This window comes from Skermanella stibiiresistens SB22, from assembly GCF_000576635.1.
GTDB classification, from domain to species: Bacteria; Pseudomonadota; Alphaproteobacteria; order Azospirillales; family Azospirillaceae; genus Skermanella; species Skermanella stibiiresistens.
This window is the reverse complement of the sequence record NZ_AVFL01000040.1, coordinates 1-17,485: the sequence shown is the minus strand read 5'-3', so window position 1 is coordinate 17,485 and position 17,485 is coordinate 1. Positions and strand designations below refer to the sequence as shown.

Sequence of the window (17,485 nt, the reverse complement as noted above, 5' to 3'; positions counted from 1 at the left end):
TGGGGGCTTGGTCGCCGCCGGTATGGTGGCCGATCATGGCACCGCCAAGGCGGCGGACGGCTTCGACTTCGAGCGGGTGCGTCGCGACGCTATCGAGCGGGCCGCGAGACCCCACGCGGCGCCGGACGAGGCGATGCCGGCCGTCCTGCGCGACATGGATTATGACCAGTACCGCGCGATCCGTTTCCGTCGCGCCAGCGCGTTGTGGGCAGGCGAGGGCGGCTTCACCGCGCAATTCTTCCATCGAGGCTTCCTGTACCGCCGGCGGGTCCGCGTCAACAACGTAGAGAACGGCGTGGTGACGCCGGTGGCCTATCATCCCGGCATGTTCGACCTTGGCGGACTGGAGGTCCCCGACCTGCCGGACCTGGGGTTCGCCGGCTTCCGGCTGCACCATCCCGCCGGCGGGGGCTCGACGGGCGACGAGTTCGCGGTGTTCCTGGGCGCCTCGTATTTCCGCCTGATCTCGCGCGGGCAGGAATACGGCGTGTCCGGGCGTGGCGTGACGGTCGACACCGCCGGGAGCGAGCCGGAGGAGTTTCCCGACTTCACGGAGTTCTGGATAGAGCGGCCGGCGCCCGGGGACGAGGGGATCACCGTGCTCGCGGCTCTTGACGGGCCAAGCCTGACCGGCGCGTTCCGCTTCCGGCTGCGGCCCGGCGACACGACACGGGTCGAGGTCGATGCGTCTCTGTTCCTCCGGCGTCCGATCGCGCGGCTCGGCGTGGCGCCGCTGACCAGCATGTTCCTGCATGGCGAGAACGGGCCCCGCGGCTTCGACGACTTCCGGCCAGAGATGCACGACAGCGACGGCTTGCTGACGCGGGACGCCGGCGACGACTGGAGTTGGCGGCCCCTGGTCAATGGCCGCGTGGCGGCGCTGGCGACCGATTACGCCATGGCCGCGCCCGGAGGCTTCGGATTGATGCAGCGTGACCGCGACTTCGCCAGCTATCAGGACGTCCAGGCCCTGCACGAGCGGCGGCCCAGCGTGTGGACCGAACCGCGCGGCGATTGGGGGAGCGGTTCCGTCGAACTGTACGAGTTTCCGTCGCTGGAGGAGTACAACGACAACATCGTGGCCTATTGGGTGCCGGAGCGTCCTACGGTGCCGGGGCAGCCGTTGGATTTCGGCTATCGGCTGACGATCCTCGACGATGGCGCCGAATTGCATCCGCTGGGCCGGGTGGTGGCGACCCGCATCGGTTCGGCGGAACGGTTGCGGCCGACGGTGCCGCCGTCGCCGGAGCGCCGGTTCCTTGTGGTCGATTTCGAGGGCGGCGGGTTGCCCGATCATGCCGACGGAATCCGGGCCGAGGTCGCGGCGACGGCCGGTGCCGTCGTCGAACCGGTGGTCGAGCGTGTGCCCCAGACCGGTGGATGGCGCCTGTACCTCGAATACCGGCCGGTGCCCGAGGGCGTGGCGGAGTTGTCGGCGCGTCTGATGCTGGGCGATCGGGTCATGACCGAGACATGGCGCTACTCCTGGTGATGTCCAATCGCTCGGTGAGCCTAGGGGCGGCCAGCCGTTCGGCCGCCTGGGCCAGGCAGGCGGCGATCCGGCGAGGTACATCCGGGCTGGTGCAGACATAGGTCGGGCTTGGATGAGGCATGGCGAGGGAGGGGACCCGCCGCTCCTCCAGCAGCGGCATCGCCGCCTCCGCCTTGCGGCCGGCGGTCACCGCCAGCTCCAGCCGCGGCAGCAGGTCGAGAAATGCCGGTAGGTGGCGCAAGCCGTGGGCGACATCGAGCCTGGATGGATTGCGGTTGGGCATGCCGGGCACCTGGATCGTCCAGGGCACGATGTTCCAGATCACGGTTTCCAAACGGGGAATTCCCGCTTGCTCCAAGAAACGGAACAGGTTGGCCGCCGTGCCCGTCGGGTTGTCGCGGGAGACGAAGCCGGTGCCGAGCATCCTCGGCCCAGGGGTTTCCAGAAGGATCAGCATCCGCGCTTCGGCCCCGCCGTCGAGCGGATCGGCCAGTGGAACGGCGCTGCCGACCCGCTCGGCCAGATCTCGGGCGTACAGGACCAGTGGCGCCACGTGGGCGCCATCGATCAAGCCGCGGCGGCGTGTCACTTCAACGGGATCGCGCAGCGATTTCAGCGTGGGGATCAAGCTGGACAATTGTCGTTATTATTTTAGTTGTTTCCGACATGGAGCAGTAATGGATTTCAAACAGCTCTCATTCCACAAAATAAAGCTCTTATCGATCTGAACGACTGGGTAATCCCTATGAATAGGAGTTCTCGCCGATTGGCGAGTGTCCCGGTTGGATCCGCCTTCCATCCTCCGTACCCACAGTTACGAGTTTCCCCGTCGGCGCATTCAACGCCCGACGATATTCCGGAGGATTCATGAGCGAGTTGCCCGCGCGCCGCCTTGGCGTCGCAATAGTCGGTTTGGGTGGAGCCGTCGCGACGACGGTCGCGGCTGGACTGGAGATGATCCGTCGCGGTGCCGTCGATCTGTCGGGTCTGCCGCTGGCCGACGCCACCACCGCCGGGCTGGCGGACTACAAGAACATCAAGTTGGCGGGCTGGGACCTGTATCCGGACGATCTCGCCTCCGCCGTCAGACAGCATGGCGTCCTGGCGCCCGCGGAACTCGATCTGGTGCGGACCGAACTGGAATCCGTGCGGCCGTGGCCGGCGATCGGCAACATCAAATTCTGCCGCAACGTCGCGGGCCGCGAAGGGGCGAACCTGACCTCGATGCGGGACCAGATCGACAGCCTGAAGGACGATCTAAGGCGCTTCAAGGACGAGGGCGGCCTGGACAGTCTGGTCGTCGTCCACCTCGCCTCGACCGAGCGGCTGGTGGACGTGACGTTGCCGCAGTTCGCGACGCCGGAAGCGTTCGAGATGGCGCTCGACGCCGACGATGCCGAGATCGGCCCGGCGATGCTCTACGCCTACGCCGCGATCACCAGCGGCATTCCTTACGGCAACTTCACGCCCAGCGTCTCGTCCGACATTCCGGCCTTGAAGGAGCTGGCGCGGCGGCGCGGCGTGCCGATCGCCGGCAAGGACGGCAAGACGGGGCAGACCCTGGTCAAGACCGTGATCGCCCCGGCTCTGCGGGGGCGCGCGCTCAAGGTCGATGGCTGGTACTCGACCAACATCCTGGGCAACCGGGACGGGCTGGCGCTCGACGATCCGGATTCGCTCGCGTCGAAGCTCGACACCAAGGGATCGGTGCTCGACAGCATCCTTGGGTACAAGGTCGAGAACCACAAGGTCTTCATCCACTATTACCCGCCGCGCGGCGACGACAAGGAGGCCTGGGACAACATCGACTTCACCGGGTTCCTCGGTCACCGGATGCAGATGAAGATCAACTTCCTATGCAAGGATTCGATCCTGGCGGCGCCGCTGGTGATCGAGATCGCGCGCTGCCTGGATCTCGCGCGGCAGCGCGGGCAGGGCGGCGTGCTGGAGGAATTGGGCGTTTTCTTCAAGGCGCCGCTGATGACCAATGGAGCCGAGCCCGAGCACGCTTGGCCGGAGCAGGAGCGCCGGTTCCGCGCTTGGCTAGAGAATGGGGCGGCGGGCGGCTCGAAGGCGTCGGACAGCGTCGGCGACCGTGCCGGGCAGTCCCTGAAGGCGGCCGCGGCGAGCCTCGCCGATGTCGGTTGACGGCTCCCTGATCCCGCTGCTGCGGGAGGTCAACGACCTGAAGCGGGTCCGCGCGGCCAGCTTCGACGGGACCTTGGCCGCCCGTGGCTTCAAACGGGCCTGGGCGCGCCTGGTGGCGGGGGATTCCCCCACCACCGTGGCGCTCCGGGAAACGGCGTTGGCGGTGGCCGCCGCCCGGCTGGGCGGCATCGACCGTGCCATGCTGGTGCGGTCCGGGCTTGACGACGAGGCCGCGACCGACGTGCTCCGCGCCGGTTTCGACGCCGTCGCGGGGTGTTTGGATCCGATGCTGACGGCTGGCCTGCGGGGCCATCTCGCGGAGTACGATGCCGCCGCCGCCCAGCCCCCGGCCTTCGCCGACGACCTGGAGCGCCAGCCCCGGGCGGGCGCCACCCGGCCGGGATATCCCCGGCTGATGCTGGAGCCGCCGGAAAGCCACGCCGACCACTGCTTCATCACGGCGGTGTCGGCGGTACTGGTCAGCCCGGCCTATGGCGCCGATCCGACCTTCCCGTTCCTGGCGGGGCTTTGCCATCACTTCCACAACGCCATCCTGCCCGACAGCGGTTTCGCGGGGGAGGTGCTGCTGGGCGATCATTTGGAACCGATCATGCGCAAGCTGACGGCCGAGGTGACCGCCACCCTGCCGGATCATCTGGTGACGGCGTGCGGTCACGCGCGGGCCTTGCTGCCCGACGCCGCGTCGCCGGAAGCCAAGGCCTTCCACACGGCCGATGTGATCGATCGGGTCCTGCAGATGGATCATTACGCGCGGGCCGCCAGCTTCGAACTGCGCCACGCGCTGGAGGAGATGGAACTGGTCCACGAGGGACCCCTGCTGGAGTTCCAGTCCGGCGTGTTGCGCGCGGTGGGACTGACGCGGTGACGACGGTTTTCCCCGTGGCGGGTTTGACTTTGACGAGCCCGACGACCGGGCTTGTCCTGGCGCCCGATGGGCCGGGTTCCCTGACCGATGGGGAGGAGCGGTGGCCGGTCGTGGCCGGGATACCGTTCCTCCGCACCGGGCGGGACGAGTTGCGACTCGCCGCCCTGGACGCCGTCGATCGCGGTGACGAGCCGCTGGCCTTGGCGTTGCTGCTGCGCGATCAGGACGATTGGGCGCGCATCGCCCCGCCGTCGCTCGCCCAAGCCGCCGCCCTGGTCGGCTCAATCGACCGGCTGACCCTGCGCGACGCCATGGCGGCGCTGAATTTCGGGCCGGTCGCGCACTACTTCGCCCACCGCTGGTCGGCGCCCACCTTCCTGTCCGCCCTCGGATTGCTGGAAAGCCACTGGACCGATCCGCCGCTGGTGCTGGAGATCGCCTGCGGCATCGGCCAGATCCTGCGCGACCTGGATAGGCGCGGAACGGCGGTGGCCGGCATCGATGTCGTATTCGCCAAGCTCTGGCTGGCGAGGACTTTCCTGCTGCCCGACGCTCCCTTGGTCTGCGCCGATGTCACGGCGGGCATCCCCATCGCGTTGCCGGAGGGGACGACGATCCTCTGCCACGACGCCTTCTACTTCATGCCGGAACAGGAGCGCATCGCCTTGAGCCTGATGGAGGCCGTGGGCGCCGCCGGATCGATCCTGATCGGGCACGCCCACAACATCCGGTTCGAGCATGGCATCGCCGGGCGGCCCCGCACGCCCGAGGAATACGCGGCGCTGTTTCCCGGCTGCCGCCTCCATGACGACGCGGAACTCGCCGCCGGCGCGGCGCCATCGCGGACGGCGGACGAACTGGCGGTGGTCGAGGCGGTCTCGCTGGTCTGGAGCGGGAGCCGGACGGTGCCGATCGACCTGCGGACGCCGAAACCCGGCACGCCGCTCCGCCCCAATCCCCTGCTGGAGCGACTGGGCGATCGCCTGCGCCCGGCTTGGCCGACGCCCGCCTTCGCGCGGGAATACGCGGCGGCCACATATCTCGACGCGCCGGTGCCGCCCGGTGGGCTGGACGAGGCGGTCGCGGGAACCGCCGCCGTCGACGATCTGGCGCGCCGTCGCATCCTGCTCGACCTGCCGGAGCGATGGTGATGATCGACAGGACCTTGGGCTGGGCGGTGGTCGGGTGCGGCTGGGTCGCGCGCGACCACGTGATCCCCGCGATCCACGAAGCCCGCAATGGCCGGATCGTCGCCCTGTGCGACCGGGATCCCTCGGGTCTGGGTGACCTGGGAACGTCCGATTTGGCGGCCGTCCTGGCCGATCCCGCCGTGGAGGCGGTCTATGTCGCGACTCCGAACGACCAGCATTCACCGGTGGTCTCGGCCTGCGCGGCGGCGGGCAAGCATGTGTTGTGCGAGAAGCCCATGGCGACCAAGTCGGAGGACGCGGCGGTCATGGTCGCGGCCTGCGCCGATGCCGGCGTCACGCTGGGCATCGCCTTCGACCAGCGGTTCCATGGCGCGCACACGCACCTCCGCGCGCTGGTGGCTGGAGGCTTCTTGGGGACCGTGACCCAAGCCCGCATCTTCTACGCCTGCTGGCTGCCACCGGATTGGGCGGCGGACAATTGGCGGGTGGATCCGAAGCGGGCGGGTGGCGGCGCGCTGTGGGATTTGGCGCCTCACGGCATCGACCTGCTGGAGGTCTTGCTCGGCAGTCCCTGGACCGACCTTCACGCGTTGGTCCAGCGCCGTGTCCACGACTATCCGGTGGATGACGGCGCCGTCCTGACCGGGCGGTTCCAGGATGGCGCGTTGGGCACCATCCAGGTCGGCTACAACTGTCCCGACGCCTTACCGCGCCGGACGCTGGAGCTGGTCGGGACCAAGGCCATGGTGATCGCCACCGACACCATGGGCCAGACGCCCGGCGGTACCCTGACACTGATCGACGCCGTCACCGGATCCCGGACTGATCTGTCCGTCCCGGACATCGAGCGAAGCCCCTTCCTCAATCAGATCGAGGCGTTCGGCGACGCCATCCTGGCGGGCCAGCCCTTTCCCTATCCCGCCGAGCGCGACCTGCGCCTGTTCACCTTGATGGAGCGATCATGCCGCTGATCCAGTATGCCTGTTCCCACTGCGGGTTCTGGCAACCCTGGTTTGCCGGGCAAAGCCCAATCGCCTGCCCCGTCTGCATGGATGTCCGGAACGCCCTGCCGCCCGACGGCTGGGATTTCCGCACGGTCGAGGATCTGTCCGGCACGGTGACGACCCGCTGGGCCGAGGCGATGCCGGGTGTCATCGGATTTTCCTGCCAACCGGCATTCGGCCTCGGCTCGACCGGTTGGCTGCTGCTGCGCGACGAGGGCAATATCGCGTTCGAGGGAGCCCCGTTCTACACGCCGGAGGCCTTGGACGAGATCGAGCGTCTGGGCGGCATCCACACCCTGGCGTCCTCCCACCCCCATGGCTTCGGCGCCTTGTGGCAATTGGCGGAGCGGTTCGAGCCGACGGTGGTGATCCACCGTGATGGCCTGCGTTTCACCAAGGCTTTCCGCGTGTCGTGGCCGGCGGACGACATCCACACGCTGGCGCCGGGCCTTACCATGATCGCGACGCAGGGGCATTACGAAGGCCATGCCGTGCTCCACGACGCCCGCGCCAAGGCGCTGTACTGCGGCGACTGCCTGAAGGTGGATCTGGACGAGCGCGGCGGGCCGGTAGCGCTGAGCTGCCACAAGGGCTTCCACTATCAGATCCCGCTGAGCCACGACGAGATCCGCCGCTACCGCGCGGTCTTCGCGGAGCTGGATTTCGACCACGTCCTGACCCCGTTCGAACACGCCGAGGGCATCACGCGGGCCCACGCGCTGGGTCTGTTCGACCGTCTGCTGGCGGGGCCGCCCAGTACCCACCCGATTCCGCTGGAGGTCCTGGCATGAGCTTGACATCCATCATCGACGCCTACACCGCAAATCTGCCGCCGGGCGAGTTGGAGCATTTTCCGGTGGAAGGGCTGGACCGCGTCGGGGTGCCCGTCGTGTTCGCCTGCCATCGCCAGGAGAACGGCACCCAGTACGACAGCTTCGGTTATGGCGCCACGGCGGAACAGGCGCTGGTCGGCGTGCTGGGTGAGCTGACCGAGAATGTCCAGGCCGACACCGTCCTGCGCGGACTGGAGCGGGTCCGCGGCAGCCACCGCGAGCTGGTCGCGGCGCGGGGAGCGGGCGCTGTTTGCGATCCCCTGACCCTGTGCCTGCCGGCAGGGTCCGACTACACCCCGGACAAGCCGCTGACCTGGGTCGCCGCCCGGCGCTTTCCCTCCGGCGAGCCGGTGCTGGTGCCCTACGAGTTCGCCGCCTGCTACCGCTCGCAGTTGGACGGGGTCGAGCCGCTGACGACGCCGATCACCAACGGACTGGGGGCCGGCGATAGCTTCGAGCGCGCCTTGGTCCATGGCTTGCTCGAACTGCTCCAGCGCGATGGCAACTGCGTCGGTTTCCGGGCGATGGACCAGGGCAGGGTGATCGACCTGACCGGTGTGGCCGATCCGGATACCAGGGGCCTGCTGTCGCGGCTGGACGCGCTCGGCATCGACGTGATCGCCAAGCTGGCGGCGACCGACTTCGGCTTGGTCAACCTGTACGTCGTCGGATCCGATCGGAACGGCCGCTCGACGGTGCCAATCATGCAGACCGCGTGTGGCGAGGCTTGCGACCTCGACCGCGAGCGGGCTCTGAACAAGGCGCTGCTGGAGTTCTGCTCCAGCCGGTCGCGGAAGGCGATGTCCCACGGGCCGCTGGATCTGGTGGCGCGGATCGCGCCCGATGGATACCTCGACCGTTACCGCGCCCGCCACGATCCATCGGCGGAGGAACCGCGCGCCGTAAAGGCCATGGCCGCCTGGTGCGACATGCCGGCCGCCGAGTTGCGGGGCCTGCTGTCCGACAGCGTGCTGTCGCGCCGCTCGACCGTGCCTTTCACCGACCTGCCGACATCGCCCAGCGACACGCCGGCGGAGCGGCTGGACCGGATCGCCGGCACGCTGGGACAAGCCGGCTTCGATATCCTGTACCTGGACCTGTCGCCGCCGGGCGGCGGCGTCTCGGCGGTCAAGGCGATCGTTCCGGGACTGGAATGCGAGACCATGAGCTATCACCGGGTCGGCGAGCGCGGCATCCGGCGCCTGATGGAACGCGATAGCCCGCTGGTTGGCATCGGGACGCCTCCCGAGGGTGCCCAGCCGGTGCCGCTGACGGCGGCGGCGGTCGAGCGTCTGGGCGGGCCGGCTTGGCTCGACACCGCCGCGGTCGACCGCATTGTCGGACGGCTCTACCCGCTCTACCGCGAGCCGGAAAGCCACGCGGTCCGCTTCGCGCTCGAAGGCGCCGATTCCTGAACCGATCCCTGAAAAGCAATAAAGCCAAGAGGCCCGGGAATGCCCCTGCGTTTCGCCTATAACACCAATGGCGCCGCCAACCACCGCCTGGACGACGCCCTCGCCCTGATCGCCGACAGCGGTTACGACGGCGTGGCCTTGACGCTGGACCACCAGCATTTCGACCCCTTCGCGCCCGACCTGGAGGGCAGGGCCGAGGCTCTGGCCCGCCGGCTGCGCGAGCTTGGCCTGGGTCTCGTGATCGAGACGGGGGCGCGCTACCTGCTCAACCCCCGCGTCAAGCACGAGCCCACGCTGCTGAACCCGACGGCGGAAGGGCGCGCGCGGCGCGTCGATTTCCTCAACCGCTGCGTCCGCATCGCGGCGATCTGTCAGGCGGAGGCGGTCTCCTTCTGGGCCGGCGTGCCCCAGCCTGGTGTCGACCACGGGGATGCCTGGAAGTGGCTGGTCGAGGGCGTCGCCGCCGTCGCCGAAACCGCGGCGGCGGAGGGCGTCACGGCGGCGCTGGAACCGGAGCCCGGCATGCTGGTCGAGACGGTCGACGACTACCTGAGGCTCAAGGCCGAGGTGGCGGAACGGACGGGGGCGCCTCTGGCCTTGGCGCTGGACACCGGCCACTGCCTCGTGACGGGGGAGCGCGATCCCGCCGCCGCCGTGGGCGAGTTCGCGGCGCATCTCGGCACCGTCGCGGTCGAGGACATGCGCCGGGGAGTCCACGAGCATCTTCCCTTCGGCCAAGGCGACATGGATATCCCGGCGATCCTGCGGGCGCTGGACGCGATCGGCTTCGACCGGCTGGTCTGCGTCGAGCTGTCGCGGGAGTCCCACCGCGCCCACCTCGCCATCCCCGAGAGCATCGACTGGCTGAAGGCCCGGATGCCCGCGACAACGACTGATTCCACCCGGCGGAGTGCCTGACCCATGCGTGTCTGTTTCATCAGCCGGCGCTTCTTTCCCGCCATCTCCGGCATGAGCGTCTATGCCGCCAACCTGCTGCGCGAGTTGGTGGCGGGCGGACACGATGTCGTGATGATCTCGCAATACCGCGACGATCCGGCGGGATCCGCCGTCTATGGCGGCGGTCCTCCCCCAGCGGTGCCGGGAGTGAAGGTGATCGGCTTGGCATCGCTGGGCGAGCAGGAGGTCGGCCACGGCAGGCCGGCCGATTTCGAGGCCGACATCGAGGCCATGGTCGGAGCGGCGCTAGCCGAGCACGAAGCCAATCCGTTCGACCTCGTCCACGCCCAATACGGCTATCCCTGTGGGCTGGCGGCCCTGGAGGTCAGCAGGCGTTTGGGCATCCCCAACGTGGTGTCGATCCAGGGAGGCGACGGTCATTGGGTCGGCACCTGCTGCGCCACCCACAAGCAGGCCATGTTGGCGGTCCTGAACCACGCCGGGGCACTGATCATTGGCAGCAAGAGCTTCGCCGAGGAGGTCCGCGACCATCACGGCACCAGTCTGGACCGCTTCGTCATCGTGCCGGGCGCCACCGACACCGAACGCTTCCATCCGCGCGCCGATCGCGACATCGCCGCCTTGGGCGCCGAGCCGACGCTGCTCTACCATGGCAGGGTCGATCGCCGGAAAGGCGTGATGGAACTGATCGACGCGTTCAACCAACTGCGCGTGACCTGGCCGGACCTTCGGCTGATCGTGTCGGGCATCGGCCCCGATGTCGCCGCCGTGCGCGAGCGGGTCGCCGAACTGGCCTTGGGCGACGCCGTCGAGATGACGGGTCACGCCGATTACTTCGCCGCCGCCGAGGTCTATCGCCGCGGCGACATCTTCGTGTCGCCGACATACTCGGAGGGCTTCTCCAACACCATCTTGGAAGCCATGTCGAGTGGGCTGCCGATCGTCTCCACCAACGCGGTGGGCGTGGTCGATTGCCTGACCGACGGGTCGAACGCCCTGCTGGTCGAGCCCCGCGATGTCGAGGGCCTGGCCGCCGCCATCGCCCGCATGCTGGACGACGAGGCCCTGCGTCGGCGGCTGGCCCATCAGGCGCTGGAGGAGGTCCGAAGCCTGTACAGCTGGCACGCGATCGGCCGCCGCATCCAGGAGATCTACGGAGAGGTCGCGGGAACGCGGCCGGACACCGGTTGGACCGGGCTGTACGATCCGGCCGAGGTCACCTGCGGGACGGCGGACCCGAGCTGCCGTTTCCGGTCGGCGCCGCACCTGCTGTGAGTCCCGCCGTGACCAACCGCACCGCCTTGTTCATTTCGCCGCATCTCGATGACGTGGCGTTCTCCTGCGCCGGGACGCTGGCCGTGCTGAAGGCCGCGGGATGGAAAACCGTGCTCGCAACGGTCTTCACCCAATCCGTCGCCCATCCCGAGGGGTTCGCGCTGGCCTGCCAGACCGACAAGGGGCTGGAGCCGGATGTCGATTACATGGCATTGCGCCGGGAGGAGGATGCCGGGTTCGGGCGGGTGGTGGGCGTCGATGGGATCCACTGGCTCGACCTGCCGGAAGCGCCACACCGCGGCTATGACTCGGCTGGGGCGCTGTTTTCCGGCGTAAGTCCGGCCGACGGGATCTGGACCGAGGTGGCGGCGCGGATCGGCGCTTTGGCCGATGCCGTGAATCCTCGGCTGGTGTTCGCCTGCCAAGCGCTGGGCGGCCATGTCGATCACCGACAGACCGTCCGCGCGGTGCTGGAGTTGAAACGGCCCACCCTTTGGTATCGTGACCTTCCCTATGCGATCCGGGCACCGGAGGAGGCGCCGCCCGTCGGTCTGCCGGGAGGGTTGATGCCGCTGGCGGTTCCCATCACCGGGCATCTGGATGTCAAGATCGCGGGAGCGTGCCGGTACACCTCCCAACTGGCGTTTCAATTCGGCGGTGTCGAACGGGTCGGTCCGGCGCTGACGGATTTCGCCGCCGGCGAGGCGGCGAGGGCTGGGATGACGGGGTATGCCGAGCGCTTCCTGGTGAAACCCGGCGGGGTTGCCCGGCCCTGGTGAGGCGGCGGCGTGACGGAACCGAACGGCACCGGTTGGTGTTGGGGTGTCATTTCCGGAGCCCCACACCGTTCCATGCGAATACTGCTGCTCGAAAGCGACGTGATCCTGGCCGAAGCCCTTGTCGAGGCCCTGCGAGGGGCGGGATACGACCCGATCGGACCCGTCAGCGAAGTCGATGACGCCATCGCGCTGGCCGAACAATTCCGCCCCGACTTGGCGTTGATCAACATCGATCTTCCCGCGGGACGGGGACTGGGCGTGGTGGTCGCGCGCACCATCGCGCGGAATTGGAACATCAAGTCGCTCTTCACCGCCGGTGACAAGGAGATCGCCCGGCGCAACCGCGATGTGGCGTTCGGCTATCTCGCCAGCCCCGCGACGATCGCCGAGTTGGTGGAGTGCATCGAGGCGATCAAGCTGATTCGCAAGGGTGAGTTCCCCCTGCGGATCCCGAAGCGGCTGTCGCCGTTCCCGTAGTGGGCGCCTTCACGCGCAGGAAATGCTGCGATGCAGCAAAAAGCGTCGCTTTGTCGCACTTCCTAAGAGCCATCATCGGGTTATCGTGTATGTTGCAATGCAGCATGACGCGGAGAATTCGATGATCGTCACTCTCTCGATGGTGTTCTGCCTGATCAACGATCCGACCCAGTGCCGGACGGTGACCCCGATGATTTCAAGCGATCAGTATCTTACGATGTCGAATTGTCCGATCGCGGGTCAGACCGAGGGCGCGCGCTGGGTCGACGAGCACCCGCTCTATCAGATGAAGCGGGTGCGCTGCCATGTCGGCAACAAACCCCCGGAGCGGGACGTCTGATCTCTGGCTCCGCGGCCGCCCTCATGGGAGAGGGTGGCCGGTCGGGGTGGATCAGGTGGTGACGGTGATGGAGATCGCCGCCGTGGTGCCGGAATTGATGCCGCCGGACTTAAGCAGATTGAGGCTGATATTCGTCGTCATCCCCGGCGTGCCACCGTCATAGGATGTCTGGATCACCGACGCCGACTTGCCTTCCGTGGTCATCGCCATGAAGCGTTTGGGGTCGATCGCGATGTTGTCCGCCGTGGTGCTCGAACTATCCGCCGCCGTAAATGCCCGCACCGAGTAATTGTTGGTGCCGTCGCCATTGTCGGTGATGTCGAAGAAGTCGGACATCTTCAGTCCGCGCGTTCCGAAGCCGAACAATTCCGACTCGTTGTTGATGAACCCGTCCGAGTTGCTGTCGTAGCCAAGCATGGTCTGCGAGTTGAAGCCGCCAAACTTGTCGGCCGCCGACTTGTAGGCGTCATAAGCCCGAGCCTGGAAGGCGTCCAGATACTTCTGCTTGGTCTCCTGATCGTCAATCCACGTGGGATCTTCCGCCGTGGGGTAAGCGCCCTGCTTCAATTCCAGGAAGACAGCGGAATCCATCGTGTCGAAATTGACCAGCGAGCCGAACTTGGCTCCGTTCTCGCTGGTGAGGTTGGCGGCGCTGATCGAGATATCGGCGTTGAGCTTTCCAGTGTCGTACTTGTAGTCGATGGCTTCGCCCAGCGTCGTGAACTTTTGTTCCTTGACCGCAGTCGGGTCAGCCGCGAACTTGGCAGCCGCCTCCGCCTGCCGGTCGGACGACAGCGAGTCCCAAATGCGTTTGCGTTCGTCGCTTCCCAGCTTCAGGTTGGAAAGATAACCTGTAGGCATTCCGGCAGCGGTCGCCGTGGTCGTGGACATCGGCCCCCTCCATTCCTATGCGTTCTGCATCGGAGCTTTGCAAATGGCGTGCCTCTGGTTCTCGATGCACCGTTATAGTGTACCTCAACCGGTTATTATCCGCAATAGAGTCTAGGGTAAGGGGTCGAGAGGCAAAACGTGCCGGGTGGGGCTGGTAATTCCTGCCGGCCCGGCACGATCCGCCCGCGGCTCACATTTCAGCGTCGGCGGTGCCGGTGCAACCCGGCGGCATGACATAGAGGGTGCCATCTGGGCGCCGAACGATGTAGCAGGGAACGTCGTCGAACGCGACGACCTGGGCGCCAGCATTGATATTCTCGGTGGCCGGCATGGCATGGCCGTCGGACTGGGCGATCGGCGACCCCGCATCGGGAGACAAGGAGTCAGCGTTCACGTTTGGTGATGACAGGAACGTCGCGGCGAAAAAACCAGCCGCCGCGAGCTTCAGGCACAACTTGTTCATGGGGATAGCTCCTAGTTGAATGGAAGAACCCATGAATGTGACCATTTCTGGCGTGGAACCCACAAGCTGTCCTGACGGTAGATTCATGCCGTCTTTTTCAAGTTCCCGTGATCATGGCCCGCCTGATAGTTTTGCCCGCGCTGGCGATACTCGCGGCCGCTTGGTCTTTCCGCTGGAGACTATCGCTGGAACTCCATGAATAGATAGCTGTCTTCCCCTTGGCCTTGCAAGGAATTGGTAAACCAACGCCAAGGGGAAGCACGGGATCAGGAGCAGCCGGGCGGCATGTAGTAGAGGGTGCCATCCGGGCCTCTGATCAAGTAGCAATTCGAGCCTTGATAAGCCAGGATCGAAAAGTTCCCAAGGCCACGAATATTGTTGACCGCGCGAGGCGGCGGACCGGGCCTCAGACGTTCTTTCTTCGACTCGGGAAACGCGGCGCCAACCAAATTCCCGTTGGTGTCGAAGAAGAGGCCCAGGGAGGCATTGGGTATTCCGCCCCTGGCCAATTCCCCTCTCAATGCATCGGAGAGTTCAGTTGACGGTAATTCCGCAGAGGTGGTTGGCGTGGATTTTCCGTCACCAGTTGTCGTTTGCGCTGAAGTGGGGCTGCTTATCAGTAGCCAGACTGAAAAAAGACCTACCAGACCGAGTGCTGCACGTGCGCCAAGCATTGACTTGCTCCTTTGCTATGGGTAGGTCAAGCGGATGTTAGAAACTTAAGGAAATCCGCCCTAGGATCGTTCGGGCAGGTATGAAGCGGGGACGCGTGGTCGTGTTGGTTATAGCATCAAGATCCTGATAGTGAAAATCCTCATCGAAGATGTTTAGCACCTCCAAGCTAATTGAGCCCCTGCGGGCGGGCAGTCGATATCCCAACGCTGTATCCACTGTAACGAAACTATCCCGTGTCTCATCGAAAACGGGGTCCAGTCGCTCTTCGACTTGCTGATGCACCAAATTGGTGCTGAGCGACGCGAAAAGGCCATTCCCCATGAAATAGCGTACTTGTAGTGGAACCGTCAGGGTCCGCAGTCTCGCGATGTCGCTAAATTGATTGAAGTTTTCAATATCTTGCCATTCGAACTCCGCGGAGATGGCCCAATTGTGATTGGCGGACCAGTAAAGGTAAGATCGGACTTCATCCTCTTGACGCTCTGAGGTCCTCAGTCGTGGAGGATCACGCTGCAAGACGGCTGGCACATCGACGTCGCGGCGGACGTATTCAGCACCCCCATAGAGATGGCCAAAACCGCCACTCGCGAGGTTGGCATCCACTCCAATTCCCTTGACCCAGCCAGAGCTTTGGTTGAGATCATCAGTGAATTGATCGAAGCCGGCGATTTGGGTTGGTTCCAGTGTTTGATCAATAATCAAAAGCCGTTTGAAATTGCGAAATGCGGCGGCTCTAAGTCGCACATTCGAATTCACTCTCCACTGAGCACCAAATTTTGGATTTAGTTCATGGAAATCAAAAACGCCGTTGTCAAATCGGTCACCGCTGAGCCCGACCGTAAAGATGACGTCGCGCAGAGGCATCAGGTTGACATAACCATATGTATTGGCTTGCCGATTGACGAAACGCTCAGTGGCGGAAAAACTCGAATCAAATGTGAGGCCTTCGAATTCCGTCTGATTTCTCTGGCGGATCTCTGAAAATCCGGCTCCAGTAACTAGATTGAAAAAACTTCCTCGGTATATGCCCTGAAGTTGTGTGTCGACCCCGCTCTGCTTGATCTTGTTATCAAAGATGTAATCATCCGTGGGCTGAAATAGGGATGCCTCACGGTTGCTCGCGACCACCGAAGCCAATAAGTCGACTTCAGGGCTCGGTGAATAGCGCAAACCGACACGCGCGGTGTCCTGGTCGATGGTGTTGCGATTTCGCCGCGAGAAATTATCCGGGTCGAAGTTCTGGGTAAGATCGCCCTGATCCGTCCGCCTCGATCTGAGTTCCGCTTGCACGCTCAGCGTATCCGTCAGCGCCGCTTGCCCGAACAGCGTATAGATGTCGTGCTCGACATCGTTGTTCTCGCGATAGCCGTCGCTCTCGTAGTGGAACTGTCCGGCGCTGAAGGCCGCGCGTCCGACGATGCCGGACAGCGTCACCTCGTCGGAGCGCGTCCCGAGATTGCCGATCACGCCGGTGGCGTTCAGGCGGATCTGATCGCGTTCGAACAGCGCGCCATATTCGTTGAAGCCGGCTTCGGCGGGGAACGCGCCGGGCAGGATGTGCAGGTTGGTCGCGGTCAGGCTGGGCTGAACCGGGTCGATCGTGATCGGCTGGAGCAACTGGGACCGCAGCAGCGCGCTCGACCGGGAGATTTCCCGGCGTGGCATCGACATGTAGATGTCGGACAGGAAGCGTTCCGCCGAGGCGCTGGCGGGATCGAGGCTCAGCGCGGTGGCGGCTTCCGGCAGGGCGAGCGCTTGGAAGCCCAGGTCGTTGTAGATCCGGCCAAGCCCGGCGCCGCGCGTCGCCATGTCCTCGTCCAGCGACAGCCGCGACCGGAACGGCGCCCTGTTGTCGTTCAGCTCGATCGAGCGCTGGATCTCCGCCAGCGCCTCGACCGGTTGGTTGGCGGCCCGAAGCCGCAGTCCCTCGAGGAAGACGGGGGTCGGGTCCAGCGGATCGAGCTGCTGGGCGATGTCGTACTGGCCACGCGCGCGGTCGTCCCGCCGCTCCTCGTCATAGGCTCGGCCCAGATATCCCCGCACCAGCGCGTTTTCCGTGTCCAGACCGGCCGCGATCTCCAACTCGTTGCGGCCCTCCGCCAGGCGCCCTTGGCGGATCAGCGCCAGACCCAGGCCAAGGCGTGGCTGCGGGTCGGCCGGGTCGAGCCGGATCGCCCGGTCGAACACGGCTTGCGCTTCCGATGGCCGCTGGCGGACCAAGGCCGCGAAACCCAGCGTCGTCTGCGCCCGGCCGAGATCGGGAGCCAGTTCCGCCGCGGCGCGCGCGGCCTGTTCCGCGTCGGCCCTGAGGCCCAGGGTCAGCAGGACCTCCGCCAGCCGGGCGCGCGCCAGCGCGTCGCGGGGCTGCGCCGCGACGGCTTCCTCCATCGTCGCGCGCGCAGCCTCCAGTTGGAGGTCGGCCTGCTGCGCGTAGGACAGGGCGATCCGGGCGGGAGCGGAACGGGGCGCCAGTTCCACGGCGCGGTGGCCATCGGCCAGCGCCCGCTCCGTCTCGTTGCGGGCGACCAGGGTCACGGCGCGCAGCGCCAGCGCGTCCGCGTCGTCGGGAGAACGGGCGAGCATGGCGTCGACACCGGCGCGCGCCTCGTCGACCCGGCCCACTCCGAGCAACAGGGACTGGCGGACCAAGGCAATGCGGTTGTCGGTCTGGCCAGCGGCGCCGGCCCGCTCCGCGATGGCGCGGTCGAGCCGCGCGATCGCCCCGGCGACGTCGCCAC

The 17,485-nt window shown here is 66.2% G+C and carries 17 protein-coding genes; 12 read left to right on the top strand and 5 right to left on the bottom strand.

Annotated elements, in window-relative coordinates:
* Nucleotides 1-7 precede the first annotated feature (7 nt).
* Nucleotides 8-1,492: an OpgD/OpgG family glucan biosynthesis protein gene (locus N825_RS31270; protein ID WP_198038982.1), complete on the top strand. Its 1,485-nt coding sequence runs from the start codon at nt 8-10 to the stop codon at nt 1,490-1,492.
* Here N825_RS31270 and N825_RS31265 read toward each other — a convergent pair.
* On the bottom strand, nt 1,461-2,129 hold the full coding sequence (locus tag N825_RS31265) for a uracil-DNA glycosylase (protein WP_063833965.1): 669 nt from the start codon (nt 2,127-2,129) through the stop codon (nt 1,461-1,463). The two genes, N825_RS31270 and N825_RS31265, sit on opposite strands and share 32 nt — an antisense overlap.
* Nucleotides 2,130-2,359: 230 nt before the next feature.
* Here N825_RS31265 and N825_RS31260 point away from each other — a divergent pair, with 230 nt between their 5' ends.
* From N825_RS31260 to N825_RS31210, 11 genes are all read left to right on the top strand, one after another.
* A complete protein-coding gene (locus N825_RS31260; protein ID WP_051513693.1) occupies nt 2,360-3,640 on the top strand; it encodes an inositol-3-phosphate synthase in 1,281 nt (426 codons plus the stop codon).
* The gene (locus N825_RS31255; protein ID WP_037460426.1) at nt 3,630-4,526 is read left to right on the top strand and encodes an HD domain-containing protein; all 897 of its coding nucleotides are present in this window, start codon (nt 3,630-3,632) and stop codon (nt 4,524-4,526) included. Before N825_RS31260 ends, N825_RS31255 begins: the two co-directional genes overlap by 11 nt.
* On the top strand, nt 4,523-5,677 hold the full coding sequence (locus tag N825_RS31250; protein ID WP_051513691.1) for a class I SAM-dependent methyltransferase: 1,155 nt from the start codon (nt 4,523-4,525) through the stop codon (nt 5,675-5,677). The genes N825_RS31255 and N825_RS31250 overlap by 4 nt, the downstream gene beginning before the upstream one ends.
* Nucleotides 5,677-6,648, top strand: a complete 972-nt coding sequence (locus tag N825_RS31245; RefSeq protein WP_198038981.1) for a Gfo/Idh/MocA family protein — start codon at nt 5,677-5,679, stop codon at nt 6,646-6,648. The genes N825_RS31250 and N825_RS31245 overlap by 1 nt, the downstream gene beginning before the upstream one ends.
* Complete coding sequence (locus N825_RS31240; RefSeq protein ID WP_037460422.1) at nt 6,639-7,472, top strand: MBL fold metallo-hydrolase; 834 nt, start codon at nt 6,639-6,641, stop codon at nt 7,470-7,472. The genes N825_RS31245 and N825_RS31240 overlap by 10 nt, the downstream gene beginning before the upstream one ends.
* Nucleotides 7,469-8,929 carry a YcaO-like family protein gene (locus N825_RS31235; protein WP_037460420.1) on the top strand — a complete coding sequence of 487 codons (1,461 nt, stop codon included), beginning with the start codon at nt 7,469-7,471 and terminating at the stop codon, nt 8,927-8,929. The genes N825_RS31240 and N825_RS31235 overlap by 4 nt, the downstream gene beginning before the upstream one ends.
* 39 nt (nt 8,930-8,968) lie before the next feature.
* A complete protein-coding gene (locus tag N825_RS31230) occupies nt 8,969-9,847 on the top strand; it encodes a sugar phosphate isomerase/epimerase family protein (RefSeq protein WP_037460418.1) in 879 nt (292 codons plus the stop codon).
* Nucleotides 9,848-9,850: 3 nt separating this feature from the next.
* Entirely contained in the window at nt 9,851-11,122 is a 1,272-nt protein-coding gene (locus tag N825_RS31225) for a glycosyltransferase family 4 protein (RefSeq protein ID WP_037460417.1), read from the top strand.
* Nucleotides 11,123-11,130: 8 nt separating this feature from the next.
* Nucleotides 11,131-11,901, top strand: a complete 771-nt coding sequence (locus tag N825_RS31220; protein WP_037460451.1) for a PIG-L deacetylase family protein — start codon at nt 11,131-11,133, stop codon at nt 11,899-11,901.
* 72 nt (nt 11,902-11,973) lie between these two features.
* The gene (locus N825_RS31215) at nt 11,974-12,378 is read left to right on the top strand and encodes a response regulator (protein WP_037460416.1); all 405 of its coding nucleotides are present in this window, start codon (nt 11,974-11,976) and stop codon (nt 12,376-12,378) included.
* Nucleotides 12,379-12,499: 121 nt separating this feature from the next.
* Nucleotides 12,500-12,718 carry a hypothetical protein gene (locus N825_RS31210; protein WP_245613286.1) on the top strand — a complete coding sequence of 73 codons (219 nt, stop codon included), beginning with the start codon at nt 12,500-12,502 and terminating at the stop codon, nt 12,716-12,718.
* 51 nt (nt 12,719-12,769) lie between these two features.
* Here the strand turns inward: N825_RS31210 and N825_RS31205 are convergent, their stop codons facing one another.
* From N825_RS31205 to N825_RS31195, 4 genes are all read right to left on the bottom strand, one after another.
* A complete protein-coding gene (locus tag N825_RS31205) occupies nt 12,770-13,609 on the bottom strand; it encodes a hypothetical protein (protein ID WP_037460414.1) in 840 nt (279 codons plus the stop codon).
* Between the two features lie 190 nt (nt 13,610-13,799).
* The gene (locus tag N825_RS31200; protein WP_037460413.1) at nt 13,800-14,072 is read right to left on the bottom strand and encodes a hypothetical protein; all 273 of its coding nucleotides are present in this window, start codon (nt 14,070-14,072) and stop codon (nt 13,800-13,802) included.
* A 266-nt stretch (nt 14,073-14,338) separates the two neighbouring features.
* Nucleotides 14,339-14,746, bottom strand: coding sequence for a hypothetical protein (locus N825_RS39330; protein WP_157619661.1), 408 nt, complete (start codon nt 14,744-14,746; stop codon nt 14,339-14,341).
* A 37-nt stretch (nt 14,747-14,783) separates the two neighbouring features.
* The coding region (locus tag N825_RS31195) for a tetratricopeptide repeat protein (protein ID WP_051513689.1) at nt 14,784-17,485 on the bottom strand (2,702 nt) is incomplete at its 5' end.

Coding starts and splice junctions, on each gene's coding strand:
- N825_RS31255 (WP_037460426.1), top strand. CDS start 3,630: ATGTCGGTTGACGGCTCCCTGATCCCGCTGCTGCGGGAGGTCAACGAC.
- N825_RS31205 (WP_037460414.1), bottom strand. CDS start 13,609: ATGTCCACGACCACGGCGACCGCTGCCGGAATGCCTACAGGTTATCTT.
- N825_RS31260 (WP_051513693.1), top strand. CDS start 2,360: ATGAGCGAGTTGCCCGCGCGCCGCCTTGGCGTCGCAATAGTCGGTTTG.
- N825_RS31200 (WP_037460413.1), bottom strand. CDS start 14,072: ATGAACAAGTTGTGCCTGAAGCTCGCGGCGGCTGGTTTTTTCGCCGCG.
- N825_RS31240 (WP_037460422.1), top strand. CDS start 6,639: ATGCCGCTGATCCAGTATGCCTGTTCCCACTGCGGGTTCTGGCAACCC.
- N825_RS31230 (WP_037460418.1), top strand. CDS start 8,969: ATGCCCCTGCGTTTCGCCTATAACACCAATGGCGCCGCCAACCACCGC.
- N825_RS39330 (WP_157619661.1), bottom strand. CDS start 14,746: ATGCTTGGCGCACGTGCAGCACTCGGTCTGGTAGGTCTTTTTTCAGTC.
- N825_RS31225 (WP_037460417.1), top strand. CDS start 9,851: ATGCGTGTCTGTTTCATCAGCCGGCGCTTCTTTCCCGCCATCTCCGGC.
- N825_RS31245 (WP_198038981.1), top strand. CDS start 5,677: ATGATCGACAGGACCTTGGGCTGGGCGGTGGTCGGGTGCGGCTGGGTC.
- N825_RS31215 (WP_037460416.1), top strand. CDS start 11,974: ATGCGAATACTGCTGCTCGAAAGCGACGTGATCCTGGCCGAAGCCCTT.
- N825_RS31210 (WP_245613286.1), top strand. CDS start 12,500: ATGATCGTCACTCTCTCGATGGTGTTCTGCCTGATCAACGATCCGACC.
- N825_RS31235 (WP_037460420.1), top strand. CDS start 7,469: ATGAGCTTGACATCCATCATCGACGCCTACACCGCAAATCTGCCGCCG.